This window comes from Cognatiyoonia sediminum (genome assembly GCF_900129845.1).
In the GTDB taxonomy this organism is placed as follows: Bacteria; Pseudomonadota; Alphaproteobacteria; order Rhodobacterales; family Rhodobacteraceae; genus Cognatiyoonia; species Cognatiyoonia sediminum.
This window is the reverse complement of sequence record NZ_FQXB01000001.1, coordinates 124,715-139,653: the sequence shown is the minus strand read 5'-3', so window position 1 is coordinate 139,653 and position 14,939 is coordinate 124,715. Positions and strand designations below refer to the sequence as shown.

12 protein-coding genes and 1 tRNA gene are annotated in these 14,939 nt (G+C 55.0%); 9 read left to right on the top strand and 4 right to left on the bottom strand.

The genetic code is table 11. The features are described from left to right. Positions 1-53 precede the first annotated feature (53 nt). The 5 genes from BUA85_RS00720 (at position 54) to BUA85_RS00700 (ending at position 5,441) form a co-directional block, all read left to right on the top strand. Positions 54-128, top strand: a tRNA-Gly gene (locus tag BUA85_RS00720). A 252-nt stretch (positions 129-380) separates the two neighbouring features. Further along, the gene (locus tag BUA85_RS00715) at positions 381-1,631 is read left to right on the top strand and encodes a sarcosine oxidase subunit beta family protein (protein ID WP_072898502.1); all 1,251 of its coding nucleotides are present in this window, start codon (positions 381-383) and stop codon (positions 1,629-1,631) included. Between the two features lie 12 nt (positions 1,632-1,643). Next, a complete protein-coding gene (locus tag BUA85_RS00710) occupies positions 1,644-1,931 on the top strand; it encodes a sarcosine oxidase subunit delta (RefSeq protein WP_072898501.1) in 288 nt (95 codons plus the stop codon). After that, positions 1,928-4,885, top strand: a complete 2,958-nt coding sequence (locus tag BUA85_RS00705; RefSeq protein WP_072898500.1) for a sarcosine oxidase subunit alpha family protein — start codon at positions 1,928-1,930, stop codon at positions 4,883-4,885. The genes BUA85_RS00710 and BUA85_RS00705 overlap by 4 nt, the downstream gene beginning before the upstream one ends. Continuing rightward, positions 4,878-5,441 (top strand): sarcosine oxidase subunit gamma, encoded by a 564-nt coding sequence (locus tag BUA85_RS00700; RefSeq protein ID WP_072898499.1) that lies wholly within the window; start codon positions 4,878-4,880, stop codon positions 5,439-5,441. The genes BUA85_RS00705 and BUA85_RS00700 overlap by 8 nt, the downstream gene beginning before the upstream one ends. Here BUA85_RS00700 and BUA85_RS00695 read toward each other — a convergent pair. Next, positions 5,438-6,388 carry a GlxA family transcriptional regulator gene (locus tag BUA85_RS00695; RefSeq protein ID WP_072898498.1) on the bottom strand — a complete coding sequence of 317 codons (951 nt, stop codon included), beginning with the start codon at positions 6,386-6,388 and terminating at the stop codon, positions 5,438-5,440. The two genes, BUA85_RS00700 and BUA85_RS00695, sit on opposite strands and share 4 nt — an antisense overlap. Positions 6,389-6,999: 611 nt before the next feature. Here BUA85_RS00695 and BUA85_RS00690 point away from each other — a divergent pair. From BUA85_RS00690 to glnT, 4 genes are all read left to right on the top strand, one after another. Further along, positions 7,000-7,929 carry a class II glutamine amidotransferase gene (locus tag BUA85_RS00690; protein WP_072900333.1) on the top strand — a complete coding sequence of 310 codons (930 nt, stop codon included), beginning with the start codon at positions 7,000-7,002 and terminating at the stop codon, positions 7,927-7,929. A gap of 3 nt (positions 7,930-7,932) precedes the next feature. Next, complete coding sequence (locus BUA85_RS00685; protein WP_072898497.1) at positions 7,933-8,616, top strand: GltB/FmdC/FwdC-like GXGXG domain-containing protein; 684 nt, start codon at positions 7,933-7,935, stop codon at positions 8,614-8,616. Positions 8,617-8,628: 12 nt separating this feature from the next. Beyond that, positions 8,629-9,975, top strand: coding sequence for an FMN-binding glutamate synthase family protein (locus BUA85_RS00680; protein WP_072898496.1), 1,347 nt, complete (start codon positions 8,629-8,631; stop codon positions 9,973-9,975). Positions 9,976-10,041: 66 nt separating this feature from the next. After that, positions 10,042-11,370, top strand: a complete 1,329-nt coding sequence (gene glnT / locus BUA85_RS00675) for a type III glutamate--ammonia ligase (protein ID WP_072898495.1) — start codon at positions 10,042-10,044, stop codon at positions 11,368-11,370. A gap of 94 nt (positions 11,371-11,464) precedes the next feature. Here the strand turns inward: glnT and BUA85_RS00670 are convergent, their stop codons facing one another. The 3 genes from BUA85_RS00670 to BUA85_RS00660 form a co-directional block, all read right to left on the bottom strand. Continuing rightward, entirely contained in the window at positions 11,465-12,415 is a 951-nt protein-coding gene (locus BUA85_RS00670) for an NAD(P)-dependent oxidoreductase (protein WP_072900332.1), read from the bottom strand. Positions 12,416-12,527: 112 nt separating this feature from the next. Further along, the gene (locus tag BUA85_RS00665; RefSeq protein ID WP_072898494.1) at positions 12,528-13,277 is read right to left on the bottom strand and encodes a hypothetical protein; all 750 of its coding nucleotides are present in this window, start codon (positions 13,275-13,277) and stop codon (positions 12,528-12,530) included. A 3-nt stretch (positions 13,278-13,280) separates the two neighbouring features. After that, positions 13,281-14,810: a M10 family metallopeptidase gene (locus tag BUA85_RS00660; RefSeq protein WP_131802748.1), complete on the bottom strand. Its 1,530-nt coding sequence runs from the start codon at positions 14,808-14,810 to the stop codon at positions 13,281-13,283. Between the last annotated feature and the right edge of the window lie 129 nt (positions 14,811-14,939).

The window sequence follows — 14,939 nt, the reverse complement described above, 5'->3', positions numbered from 1 at the left end:
TCCACTTGCAGTGCGGGTCAACAGTTTATAGATCACGCCTCACGAATTGGTATGCGGGCGTAGCTCAGGGGTAGAGCATAACCTTGCCAAGGTTAGGGTCGTGAGTTCGAATCTCATCGCCCGCTCCAATTTGTTTTCCCGACTTCGAGACTTGTAAATCGCAATTTGCGAGCTTCTCTAGCATGACTTTGCTACATAGCCTCCAATCGGCAGGAAGCCCTGATTGAGTCGTTGGTGAGAGATCGAAGCAAGCAACTCGAAGCTTTGCGGAGAAACAGCCTCCAATTGCCAATGATGTCGCCTTTTTACCCATGTTTGTCAGATTTGATGTTTACGGAGCCACGCTGAAAAATTGATGATGCGCGTGAAAGGAACGTCGCATGCGTTATTCTGGATTGAGAGTGATCAAAGAAGCCCTGACTGGCCACAAAGGCTGGACACCGGCGTGGCGTGATCCTGATCCGCAATCTCAATACGATTACGTGATTATTGGCGGTGGCGGGCATGGGCTGGCGACGGCCTATTATCTGGCGAAAGAATTTGGGCAAAAGAAGATCGCTGTTCTGGAAAAGGGTTGGATCGGCGGCGGCAATGTTGGCCGGAACACAACCATCATCCGGTCGAACTATCTGCTCGATGGCAACGAACCTTTCTATGAATTCTCCCTCAAGCTCTGGGAAGGGTTGGAGCAGGATTTCAACTATAACGCCATGGTGTCGCAGCGTGGCATTTTGAACCTGATCCATACCGATGCACAGCGCGATGCCTTTATCCGGCGTGGCAACGCGATGTTCCTGAATGGCGCCGACGCCGAGCTGTTGACCACACGTCAAATTAAGGAACGCTATCCCTTCCTCAACACCAACGATGCCCGCTTCCCGATCAAAGGTGGGCTGGCGCAACATCGCGGCGGCACTGTGCGCCATGATGCAGTGGCTTGGGGCTATGCCCGTGGAGCCGACAGTCGTGGCGTCGATATTATCCAAAACTGCGAGGTCACGGGCTTCCGGCGCGAAAATGGCAAGGTCGTGGGCGTCGAAACCTCGCGCGGGTATATCGGCGCGGGCAAGGTCGGCTGTGCGGTGGCTGGGTCTTCCAGTCGCTTGATGTCCAAGGTTGATATGCGTCTTCCGATGGAAAGTCATGTGTTGCAAGCCTTCGTGTCAGAAGGTCTCAAACCGGTGATGCCGGGTGTTGTAACCTTTGGTGCAGGTCACTTCTACTGCAGCCAATCTGACAAAGGCGGCTTGGTCTTTGGTGGCGACATCGATGGCTACAATACCTACGCCCAACGCGGCAATCTGCCTGTGGTCGAAGACGTTTGCGAGGGCGGCATGGCAATCTTCCCCGCCTTCGGTCGGGCGCGGCTGCTGCGGATGTGGGGCGGCGTCATGGATATGTCGATGGATGGATCACCTATTATCGACCGCACTCACATTGACGGCCTCTACTTCAACGGCGGCTGGTGCTACGGCGGCTTTAAGGCGACGCCGGCCTCTGGCTTCTGCTTTGCACACCTTCTGGCCAAAGACACCCCCCACCCCACCGCCAAAGCCTATCGGTTTGATCGCTTCGAAAAGGGGCTGATGATCGATGAAAAAGGTATGGGCGCTCAGCCCAACCTGCACTGAGGAGGACAAGAAATGATCATCAATCACCCCCTCCTCGGCCCACGCGATGCGTCAGAGTTCACTTATCTTGGCGATGCCAGCCTCATTGACCGGCCTGATTGGCAGTCAGAAACAGCGGCGCAGGATTTCTATGAATATCAATATCTGCGCGACAATCCCGCAGGTTTACACCAAGAACTCTGGTTTCACGAAAGCGGCGATCGGTCGTGGCTTGTTGTTACGCGCAACACCCTGACCCATGAAATCACCGACGTCCAACTTGCCCGCGATGTGGCTCGCGCACGGGGGCGCAGCAAATGACTCAGCAAAATCGGATCTCCGGCGGCCAGATCGACACCAGTCAGACTCTGAAATTCACTTTCGACGGCAAACAGTACACCGGCCACCCCGGTGATACGCTCGCCTCCGCCCTCCTAGCAAATGGCGTGCGCCTCATGGGGCGGTCGTTCAAGTACCACCGTCCGCGCGGCGTACTTTCCGCTGGATCGGAAGAGCCTAACGCGCTGGTCGAACTCCGCGGTGGTGCACGGCAAGAACCTAACACACGTGCAACCACGGTTGAGCTTTACAATGGGCTCTTGGCGAACAGCCAGAACCGGCTTGGATCACTAAAATTCGACCTGCTTGCCATCAATGATCGGCTGTCGAACTTTCTGACCGCCGGGTTCTACTACAAAACCTTCATGTGGCCTGCCGCGTTCTGGGAAAAGCTCTATGAGCCGATTATCCGCAAGGCTGCTGGTCTTGGATCGCTATCGCTCAAAGAAGACCCAGATGTCTATGACAAAGGGTTTTTGCATTGCGACGTACTGATCATCGGTGCCGGTCCGGCGGGACTTGCCGCAGCTTTAACCGCTGGGCGGTCCGGGGCGAGCGTCATTCTAGCGGACGAAGATTTTCGAATGGGCGGCCGCCTGAACAGCGAGACCTTCACAATCGGGGATGCCAGCGGCGCGGATTGGGCCGCAGCGACGGTCGCAGAACTCGCCAGCTTGCCCAATGTGCGCCTGATGTCCCGCACAACGGTTATTGGAGCATTTGACCACGGCATATATGGTGCGGTGGAACGCAACAACGACCATGTCGCAACGCCGGATGAGGGCAAGCCGCGCCAAACCTTGTGGCGCATCTATTCGAAACAAGCCGTCGTCTGCGCAGGCGCGTTAGAACGCCCCATCGGGTTCGAGAACAATGACCGTCCGGGCATCATGCTCGCCTCTGCCATGCGGTCCTATGCGAACCGTTGGGCCGTTGCCGCCGACAAGCGCGTCGCGATCTTCACCAACAATGATGACGGGCACCGCGCGGCTGCAGATTTGCACGCGAAAGGCGTGAAAATCTCTGCCGTGGTGGATACACGCGCGGATGCACCGCGCAACAATGACTATGAAGTGCTTGTAGGTGCGCAGGTTATCGACACCAAGGGTCGCCTTGGTCTGACCTTCGCAGACGTTCGATTGGCCGATGGATCAGAGCGCACGCTGGAATGTGGTGCATTGGGGATGAGCGGCGGGTGGAACCCCAACGTCCATATGACCTGCCATCAACGCGGTCGCCCCGTTTGGAACGACGATCTTGCAGCCTTTGTCCCCGGTGCTGACCTACCGGCTGGCATGACCGTTGCCGGTGCGGCGAATGGCGATTTCTCGACCGCTGGCGCCATGGCCTCTGGTGTAATCGGCGCAAAATCCGCTTTGAAGGCGATCGGCCTCAAAGCCAAAACCACCAAGCTACCGCAAGCCGAAGATGCGCCGATCAACATCTCTGCTTTCTGGTACGTGAAAGAAGGCAAAGGCCGGGCCTGGCTCGATCAACAGAACGACGTCACCGTCAAAGACGTGAAGCTGTCGCATCAAGAAGGCTTCCGCTCGGTGGAGCATCTTAAGCGCTACACCACGTTAGGTATGGCAACTGACCAAGGCAAAACATCGAACATGGGTGGCCTGGCCATCATGGCAGAGTTGGCCGGCAAGACGATCCCTGAAGTTGGCACGACGATTTTCCGTCCTCCCTACACGCCAACAGCGATTGGGGTCCTTGCCGGTCGCGCGCGCGGTCAGGAGTTTCACCCCAAGCGCCTAACGCCCTCACATCATTGGGCCAAGGAACAAGGCGCCGTGTTCGTCGAAGTTGGTAATTGGCTCCGCGCGCAATGGTTCCCACAAAAAGGTGAAACCCATTGGCGCCAAAGCGTCGACCGTGAGGTCATCGCAACGCGTAAATCTGTCGGCGTTTGCGATGTGACCACCTTGGGTAAAATCGATGTGCAGGGCGCTGATGCCGCGGAGTTCCTGAACAAAATCTATTGCAACGGTTTTGCGAAACTCGCCGTGGGCAAAACACGTTATGGCCTGATGTTGCGCGAAGATGGGATCGCCATGGACGATGGCACCGCCGCCCGCATGGCCGAGGATCATTTCGTTGTCACTACGACAACCGCCAACGCTTTGGGCGTCTATCGCCACATGGAATTTGTGCGACAATGCCTCTTCCCCGATATGGACGTACAACTGATCTCTACCACCGAAGCTTGGGCGCAGTTCGCAGTCGCCGGACCGAACTCTCGCAGACTTTTGCAAAAGATCGTCGATCCAGAATACGATATCTCAAACGAAGCCTTCCCATTTATGGCCTGTGGAAACATCACGATCTGTGGTGGGTTGCGCGCACGTTTGTTCCGCATCTCATTCAGTGGCGAACTGGCCTATGAAATCGCTGTGCCAACTCGCTACGGCGACGCTTTGATGCGCCGCATCATGGAGGAAGGCGCGGAATTTGACGTCGTGCCTTATGGTACAGAAGCACTGGGCGTGATGCGGATTGAAAAGGGCCATGCCACGGGCAACGAACTCAATGGCACAACGACAGCGCTGAACCTTGGCATGGGCCGGATGGTATCAAAAAAGAAAGACAGTATCGGTTCGATCCTGTCTGAGCGCGAAGGACTGAACACCGACGATGTATTAATGCAGGTTGGGATCAAACCAGTTGATCCGTCCAAACCCGTGCCCGCCGGTGCCCATTTGATGAACCTGACCGGACCCGTCGATGCAGATCACGATCAGGGATATGTGACCTCTGCCTGCTATTCCCCGATCCTAGGCCACCACATCGCGCTTGGTTTCGTGAAAGGTGGCGGCAATCGCAAGGGTGAGAAAATGCGCCTCGTCAGCCCACTGACCAAGGTGGAAACCGAAATTGAAATTGTCAGCGCTCATTTCGTTGACCCAGAGGGGGAGCGCCTCCGTGCATAGTCTTTCGCCGATCACTGCTCTTGGCGGTCAGACGCCAAAGATTACAACCATTGGGTCTATCAACGTTTCGGAAATCGACTCTCTTGCGCTGGCTTCTATCGCCACGCGAAAAGGCGGCAAAACCGTGACCGAGAAGGTGTTGAAATCCATGATAGGGTCCGTGCCTGCTGTGGGCAAAACTTGTTCGAAAGGCAGTTTTTCCGGTTTTTGGATGGGACCAGATCAATGGATGATCACGGCTCCACTCGAGACCCACGAAACGATCGCGGACGACCTCGTTGCGGCTGTGGTTTCCAAAGCATCTGTTACAGAACAAACCGGCGCATGGGCTATCTTTGATATCTCAGGTGCGGCAATGCCCGACGTGTGCGAACGCCTCTGCGCCGTTCCGATCCGCGAAATGAATGTAGGGGATGTGTGCCGCACATCTATCCACCAACTTGGCTGCTTCGTAACGCCAATGAATTCTGGCAACACACTTCGGGTGGTGGGACCACGCGCTTCGGCAAGATCACTTTATCATGCTATCGAAGTGGCAGCAAAATCCGTGGCTTAAGCTGAACGCGCGATCTGAGTTTCGCGTACCCTGAACAAATTCACCTTTTCCCGATCCACGGACGGCTGAATGCCAAAGGTCTCTTTATAGTTTTGGGTCAGGGTAGCAGTTGATGAGTAGCCAACAGCCAACGCAATGTCCCTTAAACTGTCATTGGAATAGAGAACAAGCTGTCGCGCGGCTTTCATCCTGATCGTACGATAGTAGTGATGCGGTGATTGACCTGTGGATTGCTTGAACATTCGTTCAAGTTGGCGCACCGATATACCGACTACGGCAGCAGCATCTGCAACATTGATCGGGTCTTCGATATGACTACTGAACAGCGCGACAGCCTGTTGAACGGAGCGCGGCAACATATCGTCAGTACTTATACTATTTGCCGTTGGAACCTTTTGCGTAATGCCTTCTCCTCGCACCAGCGGGTGTTGGAACCAACAGGCAACCTCCGTCGCCACTTCTGGGCCGAGATGACGATCAATAAGTATTAGGGCCAAGTCAAAAGCAGCCGACGCCCCAGATGCGGTTAGTCGGCGTCGGTCAATCGCGATGACTTCATCGGTCACATCTAAATCCGGAAATTCTGCATCAAAGGCCGCAGCATAGCACCAATGAACCGACACAGTGTATCCGTCGAGCAAGCCAGATCGAGCGAGTGGGAAGACGCCTCCACTGACGGCACCTAGATCCAATCCATGGCGTTCCAATTTTCGCAATCTACCGTTGGATATCTTTGCATCTTCAAACGTACCGGACGGGGAACTCAAAATGTAGATTGCATCGAGTGAATCGGCTTCAGCGAGCGCCAAGTCTGGTTCGAACCAAACTGACGCACTCGACTGAACACGGATTCCATTTTCTGAAATCAGTCTCCAGGAAAAAGTATTTGTCGACGAAATTTCGTTCGCAGCGCGCAGTGGCTCGATCAAAGACGTAAGACACGCCATAGGAAATCCCGGAAAGATCAGGAACCCAATTGTTATACCTTCACCTTTGTTCACAAATTTATACTATCAGGAAAATATGAAGAAATTCCACTGGAAAAAATTTACGAACGGACGTGGTAAAATAAAATCCTACTTCTCCTTTGCATCAAAACCGCTGGTTCAGACACGAGGTTCTGAAAAACAGTTTTTTCAAATGCTTAGGATCATCAGCCGGTGTCCGGTCAACGCGGCAAACTCTCAAATACAAGGGAAACCAAAACAATAGAGGAACGACTTAGGCCTTTTGATCTCTACCGATCTGTCGAAAATTCATGACCTATCTGCGTGTCATTCTCCTACCCGAAAGAATCGGGCCACTTAGGCAAATTTGGTGTCCTTGCTGCAAACCTTATAACAACTTCAGATATCAAACATTCATGCCCATTCCGTTCGAATAGTGCCGCCCGAATTCACCTTAACAGAGCAGGCAAAGGCGATCATATATGATGACACGAAAAAAAAATTGCACCTCAAGAATAAAAGTTTCTCTTCAGTTGAATGTGTTTACTGCTAGTGCTAACTAGGATTCGAAATCTGTTCGACACGCAGACTTAATGATTAAGGGGAACGCAATGTGCGGAATTGTAGGATTGTTCCTAAAGGACAAGTCGCTCGAACCCAAGTTGGGTGAGATGCTTTCTTCAATGCTTATCACTATGACGGATCGCGGTCCGGACAGTGCAGGCATTGCCATCTATGGTGGTGAAGCAAACGGCAAAACTAAGATGGCGATTCAGTCGGACAGACCAGAACAAGCTTTCGAAAAACTCGATGCTCGGCTAGGGAAGATTATGGGCTGCACCGTCAGCTCCGAAGTTAAAAGCACTCATGCTGTGCTTGAGATTCCGGCGGGAACGACTGCCTCTGCCCGCGCGGCGCTTGCAGAGCTAGATCCTTTAATCAGAGTAATGAGCCGCGGCGACAGCCTGGAAATTTACAAGGAAGTCGGCCTACCCAAAGACGTCGCCGCCCGCTTTGAGATTGAAAAAATGTCCGGCAGCCACGGAATTGGACACACCCGCATGGCCACGGAATCGGCCGTGACGACGATGGGCGCGCATCCGTTCAATACCGGTGACGATCAGTGCCTCGTGCACAATGGCTCGCTCTCCAACCACAACTCTTTGCGCCGCAAGCTGCGCCGTGAAGGTGTGCATATTGAGACAGAGAATGACACCGAAGTGGGTGCGGCTTATCTGACCTGGAAGATGCAAAATGGCGCGACCTTGGGGGAAGCGCTGGAAAGCAGCCTTGAGGATCTGGATGGGTTCTTCACATTTGTTGTCGGCACCAAGGACGGCTTTGGCGTGGTCCGCGACCCGATTGCCTGTAAGCCAGCCGTGATGGCAGAGACCGATCAATATGTGGCCTTTGGTTCTGAGTACCGCGCGCTGGTTGACTTGCCGGGGATCGAGGATGCCCGCGTTTGGGAACCAGAGCCCGCAACCGTTTACTTCTGGAGCCATGACGCGGCTCCAACGTCTAAAGAGAAGGCCGCATAAGACATGCAGACCATTGATCTGACAGAAGTTGGCCTGCGCGAAACCAACGCCACGTTGCACGCGCAGTCCGGTGACACCAATCAAACCGTGTGGGAAATCATCAATCCACGTGGCTCTCATGCCATTGCCTGCGGGCTAAATGCACCCATCGAAGTCACCGTGCGCGGCTCCACCGGGTATTACTGTGCGGGCATGAACCAGCAAGCGACCGTTAATATCGACGGTTCCGCCGGCCCGGGTACCGGCGAAAACATCATGTCAGGAAAAATCGTCATCGAAGGTGACGCGAGCCAGTACTTGGGTGCAACGGGCCACGGCGGCCTGATTGTTGTCAAAGGCAACGCATCTTCTCGCTGCGGCATCTCCATGAAGGGCGTCAATATCGTGGTGCAGGGCAACGTCGGCCACATGTCCGCCTTTATGGGCCAATCCGGCAACCTCGTAGTCTTGGGTGACGCAGGCGACGCATTGGGCGACAGCTGTTATGAGGCACGCTTCTTTGTGCGTGGTGAGGTGAAGTCCCTTGGTGCGGACTGCGAGAAGAAAGAGATGCGTCCAGAGCACATCGCGTTCTTAAAAGAGATCCTCGCCGAAGCAGAGATTGAAGCCGATCCATCCGAGTTCACCCGCTATGGCTCTGCTCGGAACTTGTATAACTTCGACGTCGACAACGCTGGCGCTTATTAAGGACCCGATCTGATGAACAAACACGATCCCAAGGGTATACCGCACACGACGCCGCGGCAGTCGGCGACCTTTACCCAAGACGTTAACTCCGACATCCGTCGCGCCGCGGCGACCGGCATCTATGACATCCGCGGCGGTGGCGCGAAACGCAAGGTGCCGTCTTTTGACGACCTGCTCTTCATGGGCGCGTCGATCTCTCGCTATCCGCTCGAAGGCTATCGTGAGAAATGCGACACCAACGTCACCATCGGCGGTCTGAACGCATCTAACCCCATCGAACTCGATATCCCGATCACCATTGCGGGCATGTCCTTTGGTGCGCTCTCTGGCCCTGCAAAAGAAGCCTTGGGGCGCGGCGCCTCTGCCGCAGGTACCTCCACCACCACGGGTGATGGCGGCATGACGCCTGAGGAACGCGGGCATTCAGATAAGCTTGTCTACCAATACCTGCCGTCCCGCTATGGCATGAACCCCAACGACCTGCGCAAAGCGGACGCGATTGAGATTGTCGTTGGCCAAGGTGCAAAACCAGGCGGCGGCGGTATGCTTCTGGGTCAGAAAATCTCTGACCGCGTCGCTGAAATGCGCAACCTGCCCAAAGGGATCGACCAGCGGTCTGCCTGTCGTCACCCGGATTGGACCGGCCCAGACGATCTTGAGATCAAGATCCTCGAGCTGCGCGAAATCACTGGGTGGAAAGTGCCGATCTACGTCAAAGTCGCTGGCGCCCGCCCCTACTATGACACAACGCTCGCGGTGAAAGCAGGTGCAGACGCGGTTGTTCTGGACGGGATGCAAGGCGGCACAGCAGCCACGCAAGACGTCTTCATCGAACACGTGGGCTTGCCCACCCTCGCCATCGTGCGCCCCGCCGTGCAAGCGCTACAAGACCTCGGGATGCACCGCAAAGTGCAACTGATCCTTTCCGGCGGCATCCGCTCTGGCGCAGATGTGGCCAAAGCCATGGCACTGGGTGCTGACGCGGTCGCCATCGGCACGGCCGCCCTCATCGCGCTTGGCGACAATGATCCAAAGTGGGAAGCCGAATACAACAAACTCGGCACCACGGCTGGCGCCTACGATGACTGGCATGAAGGCCAAGACCCTGCGGGTATCACAACGCAGGATCCTGACCTTATGGCGCGCTTTGATCCCATTGAAGGCGGCCGCCGCTTGCGCAACTACCTCAAGGTAATGACCCTGGAGGCGCAGACCATCGCGCGGGCTTGCGGCAAGAACCACTTGCACAACCTTGAGCCAGAGGATTTGGTGGCGCTGACCATGGAAGCCGCCGCCATGGCAAAAGTTCCGCTGGCAGGCACCGACTGGTACCCCGGCAAAACCGGCACTAGATACTAATCTCAAAACGAGGGCGCGGCGATCAGCAGACCGCGCCCCTACTCTTTAGACGACAGGGAAACAACAATGGCTACAGACCTCGCACAATTTGCCAAAGACAACGGCGTCAAATACTTCATGATCTCCTTCACCGACCTCTTCGGGGGTCAACGCGCCAAACTGGTGCCTGCCTCTGCCATCGCGGACATGCAAGAAGACGGCGCAGGCTTTGCGGGCTTCGCCACATGGCTCGACCTGACACCGGCCCACCCCGACATGCTCGCCGTGCCGGACCCCGAAGCTGTGATCATCCTGCCCTGGAACAAGGAAATCGCATGGGTGCCAGGAAACTGCGTGATGGAGGACGAACCCGTCGCCCAAGCCCCGCGCAACGTTTTGCGTCGCCTGATTGATGAAGCCGCTGCCGAAGGCATGCACGTCAAAACCGGCATCGAGGCGGAGTTCTTCCTTTTAACTCCTGACGGAAGCCAAATCTCCGACGAGTACGACACCGCAGCCAAGCCATGCTATGACCAGCAAGCCTTCATGCGCCGCCTCGACGTTATCCGTGAGATCAGCGACTACATGCTGGAGCTGGGCTGGGGCCCCTACCAGAACGACCACGAGGACGCGAACGGCCAGTGGGAAATGAACTGGGAGTTTGACGATGCGCTGAACACAGCTGACAAGCACAGCTTCTTCAAGTTCATGGTCAAAACCGTCGCTGAAAAGCACGGCTACCGCGCGACCTTTATGCCGAAGCCTGTGGAAGGCCTTACCGGCAACGGATGTCACGCGCATATCTCTGTCTGGGATGCGCCGGGGTCGGCCGCCAAAACCAACGTCTTTGCGGGGACCGGTGAAGGACAAACCGGCGAGGTTGGCCTGTCCGAGCGCGGCAAGCACTTCTTGGGCGGCATCATGAAGCACGCCTCAGCCCTCGCTGCGATCACCAACCCAACAGTGAACAGCTACAAACGGATCAATGCACCTCGTACTATGTCAGGGGCCACATGGGCACCCAACACAGTCACGTGGACTGGTAACAACCGCACCCACATGGTCCGCGTCCCCGGCCCCGGCCGATTCGAATTGCGCCTGCCCGACGGCGCGACAAATCCCTACCTGCTGCAAGCCGTGATCATCGCCGCTGGCCTCTCCGGTATCCGCTCCAAAGCCGATCCAGGGAAACGCCACGACATCGACATGTACGCCGAAGGTCACAAAGTGCGCGGCGCACCAAAGCTGCCTTTGAACATGCTCGACGCCCTACGCGCCTACGACAAGGACAAAGACCTCAAAGCCTCAATGGGTGATGAGTTCTCCGCTGCTTACCTGAAGATGAAACATGAAGAGTGGAACTCATACGTCTCCCACTTCAGCCAGTGGGAAAAAGACAATACGATGGATATTTGAGTAAAAGTTGAGAAGCCATGACGGCATCCCAAAAGATTTGGGATGCCGTTAATTTTTTCAGCCTACGATCAGACGTAGGTTTCGAAGTCAGTACTTAGCCCTTACCCTGAGGCACGACCTCATACCCCGGCTCTTCCGGCTCATCGTCGGTCATTTCGGGTGGAAAACCCGGGGCGCGAATGTCTAAGCCGGTCGCTTCTTCGAGCCGTTTGACAATGTTCGGAGATAATTCCCGTTCTCCGTAACGCGCAATTCCGTCGTCAAAAATTTCGACCAACATCGGGGCAATCTCCAAGGGTACGTTCGCGCGATCGGCGACTTCTTTAAACAGACCGACATCCTTTTTCACCAAATCCATCGTAAACGAAATATCGCGCGATCCGTTCAGGATCACTTGGCTCTCTGTTTCATGGACGAACGATGTACCCGATGAAATTTTAATCGCTTCATAGGTCGTGTTGAGATCCATGCCCGCAGCCTTTGCCGTGACCAAAGCCTCGCAACAGGTGATCAGGTTTGCGGTGGCAAGGTAGTTGGTCACGACCTTCAAGACAGATGCCGAACCCAAATCCCCTGTGTGCAGGACACGTCGGCCCATGGTCTTGAGGAAAGGGAGAATGCGTTCGAAGGTTTCTCGATCGCAACCAGCGAAGATAGAGATATTGCCGGTATCCGCTCTGTGGCAGCCGCCGGACACTGGGCAATCAACTGCGGCTCCCGCGCGCTCCAAAACCAGCGCGCCAAGACGTTTCACTTCGGCCTCATCCGTGGTGGACATTTCCATCCAGATTTTTCCAGCGGTCACTTCCGGCAGCATTTCATCCATCACGGCGGCAGATGCGGCAGGCGACGGCAGGCAAGTGATGACCGCATCGCAATCGCGCATTAGCTGGGCAGGTCCATCTGCTTTCTTTGCGCCCTTTTCGACGAAACTATCGACCAGTGCTTCGTTCAGGTCATGGACGGTGAGGTCCACACCGTTTCGCAGCAATGATCCTGACAGCTTACCGCCAACGTTCCCAAGCCCAATGAAGCCAACTTTCATATCGAATTTCCCTGTTTCCGCATTTGGGGAGTTCACCCAACTTGCGCCGTTACTCTTTCAAAGTGACGTTGGCATAGGGACTGCGATCGCCAAAGCATAAAAACGTCAGGTTCTAGCGCGCAGCGCCAAAACTTGAACGAACCGTACTGCCGTCATTGGCGACGATATTAACGAGCCCTCCGACTTCTTCGAAGTCGTCGCCCGCAAACGCACCGGTGATATCGAAGTCACCGCTGGAAAAATCTGTATCCGAGAAGGTATTATCGGTGATCGAGGTCCCACCGTTTAGCCCGTTTGCACGAGCCGAAATACCCTGAATGGTCAGCCGTTGGCCCGCCGTGGAAGCAGGCGCGAGGGCACCGACTTGCCGCTGCCCCTCAAAATTGGAGAAACTGATAAAGCCGCTTGAAGCGCCACCAAAGCGCACAGAAACGTTGGTATCGGCGATGCCTTCAAAAACCGTTCCTGTATCGGCTTCGCTAACAACGAGCAATCCTTGACCGAAATAATTCACAGCACCAGTCGGCGTAGGTGTGCCATCTGGCACCGGAAGGAAGATAAACCGGTCGCCATCGAGCACGGTTACACTTCCAAGCCCAAGATTGACGGAAGGTTCGGCAACTGAAATACGGGCGCTGCCCAGAACCAATTCTTCTTCAGATGGTGTAAACTGGCCCGTTTGAGTTCCCGTTGCACCAAAGACGCTCACTTCAATCGTCCTTGTGACAGATGTGTCGTTTAGCCCGTTCGGAACGAGTTGACGAACGATTGACCCAGAGTTCGATCCTGTTCCGCTTCCGCCGCAAGCAGAAAGCGCGACGCTCGCAGCTAACGAAACAATTAGGTTGATCTGATGTTTCATCAATTAAGCCCCCACATCCACGAACACAAAACTATCCGACGTCAGTTCTTCAACCGTGACACCACGGATGAGGATTGTCGTACCGGAGCTAGAAAAGACAGCGCCATTCGCGGTGTTTGAAAACGCCTGTAAGGCTTGGTCCGCATCGGAAAAGCCAAATCCCAGCAGCATCCAAGAATCCTGACCAATCTCAAAATCGCGACCTAGAATTTCCTGCGTCTCGACATCAAAACGCGCAATTGTGTCTGACCCTTCGAATGGTCGGAACACAAAGGTATCTGCTCCCAAACCACCCATCAAAAGATCATCATCCGCACCACCGTCGAGCCGGTCGTCCGATCCGAAATATGTCGAATACCCGTCACCGGCGATAGCATCATCTCCACCGCCGCCAAGCAAACTATCCTGCCCCAGACCGCCGAGCAGAACGTCAGCGCCAGACCCACCGTAGAACAGATTGTCTCCAGCTTGACCCAACGCGCGATCGTCTCCTCCCTCGCCCCGGAACACATCGTCGCCCGCAGAGTTCATAAAGGAATCATCACCGCTGCCGGCCGATACAGTATCCGTACCTGCTCGGGATTCGATCAGATCATCACCGGGACCAGTATTGATGTTGTTATTGAGACCGTTTCCGACAACCCAATCCGCAAAGTTGCTGCCAACGACATGTTCTAGGTTGCTGCCTTCGGCAACAAATACCTTGGCCCCCGTGTCGATCAGTCGATCCAAGTCGACGTAGTGCAGCGACTGTCCGCCAAAGCGTGGGCCGGCTTCGCCAAGCGCGCTCAGATCAACGGTGTCGGACCCGCCGGCGTCCCATATCGTTTGGATGCTGCCCTCTTCGAACTCCGTGATGTCATACCGCGTGTTGCCAGACATATGCGACATGTTCGCGCCGTAGAGGTATTGCAGAGCCAGAACGTCAAAAGGCATCACCGTCCGCGGTTCTTCGGGTTGGGCGAAGCCATCCGTATAGGACATCATCGAATATTCGGTACTATCCGTCCCGATCGGCGTTCGTATCCCAAAGAATGGATGCTCCAAACCGACAGCGTGCCCGATTTCATGGATCAACACGCCATAAGCAAAGGTATCGGGCTGCGGGTTTTCATATTCCGAAGGGTTCACTCTGGCGTCATTCGCCAAGTAAACCTCGACATCTTCCAGCCAGCCGTAGGTTCCGTCGATGGTGTCAAAGGACAGATACGTGATACCAACCGTCCCGCTGCCATCTTGCCCAAGTGCCGCGTTTCCAAATTGAATGTCGGCTTCCTGACCGTCTGCGACTTCTTCAAATTCGATGTTCGCAAAGGTTTCAAACATCGCAAGAATATTGAGGACCGCATTGCGCTGGGAGGCGTTCATCACCTCAAAATTGGGCAAGTTGGAATCGGTCAGGAAATTGAAAGTAACCGTTACGCCCGTGCCAAGAGTATTGGCCTGGTGAAACGACAAGACAGGGTCGTCAAACCCACCATCTTCGGTGATCAAAACACCGTCGATCCGTCTATCGCCGCTGATGACCTTCAAGATCGAAAACTCCAACTACTCGAGCGCTTTGATCATACTACACAAACAGAAGGGCAGAACTATGACCTACTAATGCTATGAATGGGTCGACAAATGCCACAAATTCAACCGTTTCTCCGATCTCAGCTT

Coding starts and splice junctions, on each gene's coding strand:
- BUA85_RS00715 (WP_072898502.1), top strand. CDS start 381: ATGCGTTATTCTGGATTGAGAGTGATCAAAGAAGCCCTGACTGGCCAC.
- BUA85_RS00710 (WP_072898501.1), top strand. CDS start 1,644: ATGATCATCAATCACCCCCTCCTCGGCCCACGCGATGCGTCAGAGTTC.
- BUA85_RS00705 (WP_072898500.1), top strand. CDS start 1,928: ATGACTCAGCAAAATCGGATCTCCGGCGGCCAGATCGACACCAGTCAG.
- BUA85_RS00695 (WP_072898498.1), bottom strand. CDS start 6,388: ATGGCGTGTCTTACGTCTTTGATCGAGCCACTGCGCGCTGCGAACGAA.
- BUA85_RS00690 (WP_072900333.1), top strand. CDS start 7,000: ATGTGCGGAATTGTAGGATTGTTCCTAAAGGACAAGTCGCTCGAACCC.
- BUA85_RS00685 (WP_072898497.1), top strand. CDS start 7,933: ATGCAGACCATTGATCTGACAGAAGTTGGCCTGCGCGAAACCAACGCC.
- BUA85_RS00680 (WP_072898496.1), top strand. CDS start 8,629: ATGAACAAACACGATCCCAAGGGTATACCGCACACGACGCCGCGGCAG.
- glnT (WP_072898495.1), top strand. CDS start 10,042: ATGGCTACAGACCTCGCACAATTTGCCAAAGACAACGGCGTCAAATAC.
- BUA85_RS00670 (WP_072900332.1), bottom strand. CDS start 12,415: ATGAAAGTTGGCTTCATTGGGCTTGGGAACGTTGGCGGTAAGCTGTCA.
- BUA85_RS00665 (WP_072898494.1), bottom strand. CDS start 13,277: ATGAAACATCAGATCAACCTAATTGTTTCGTTAGCTGCGAGCGTCGCG.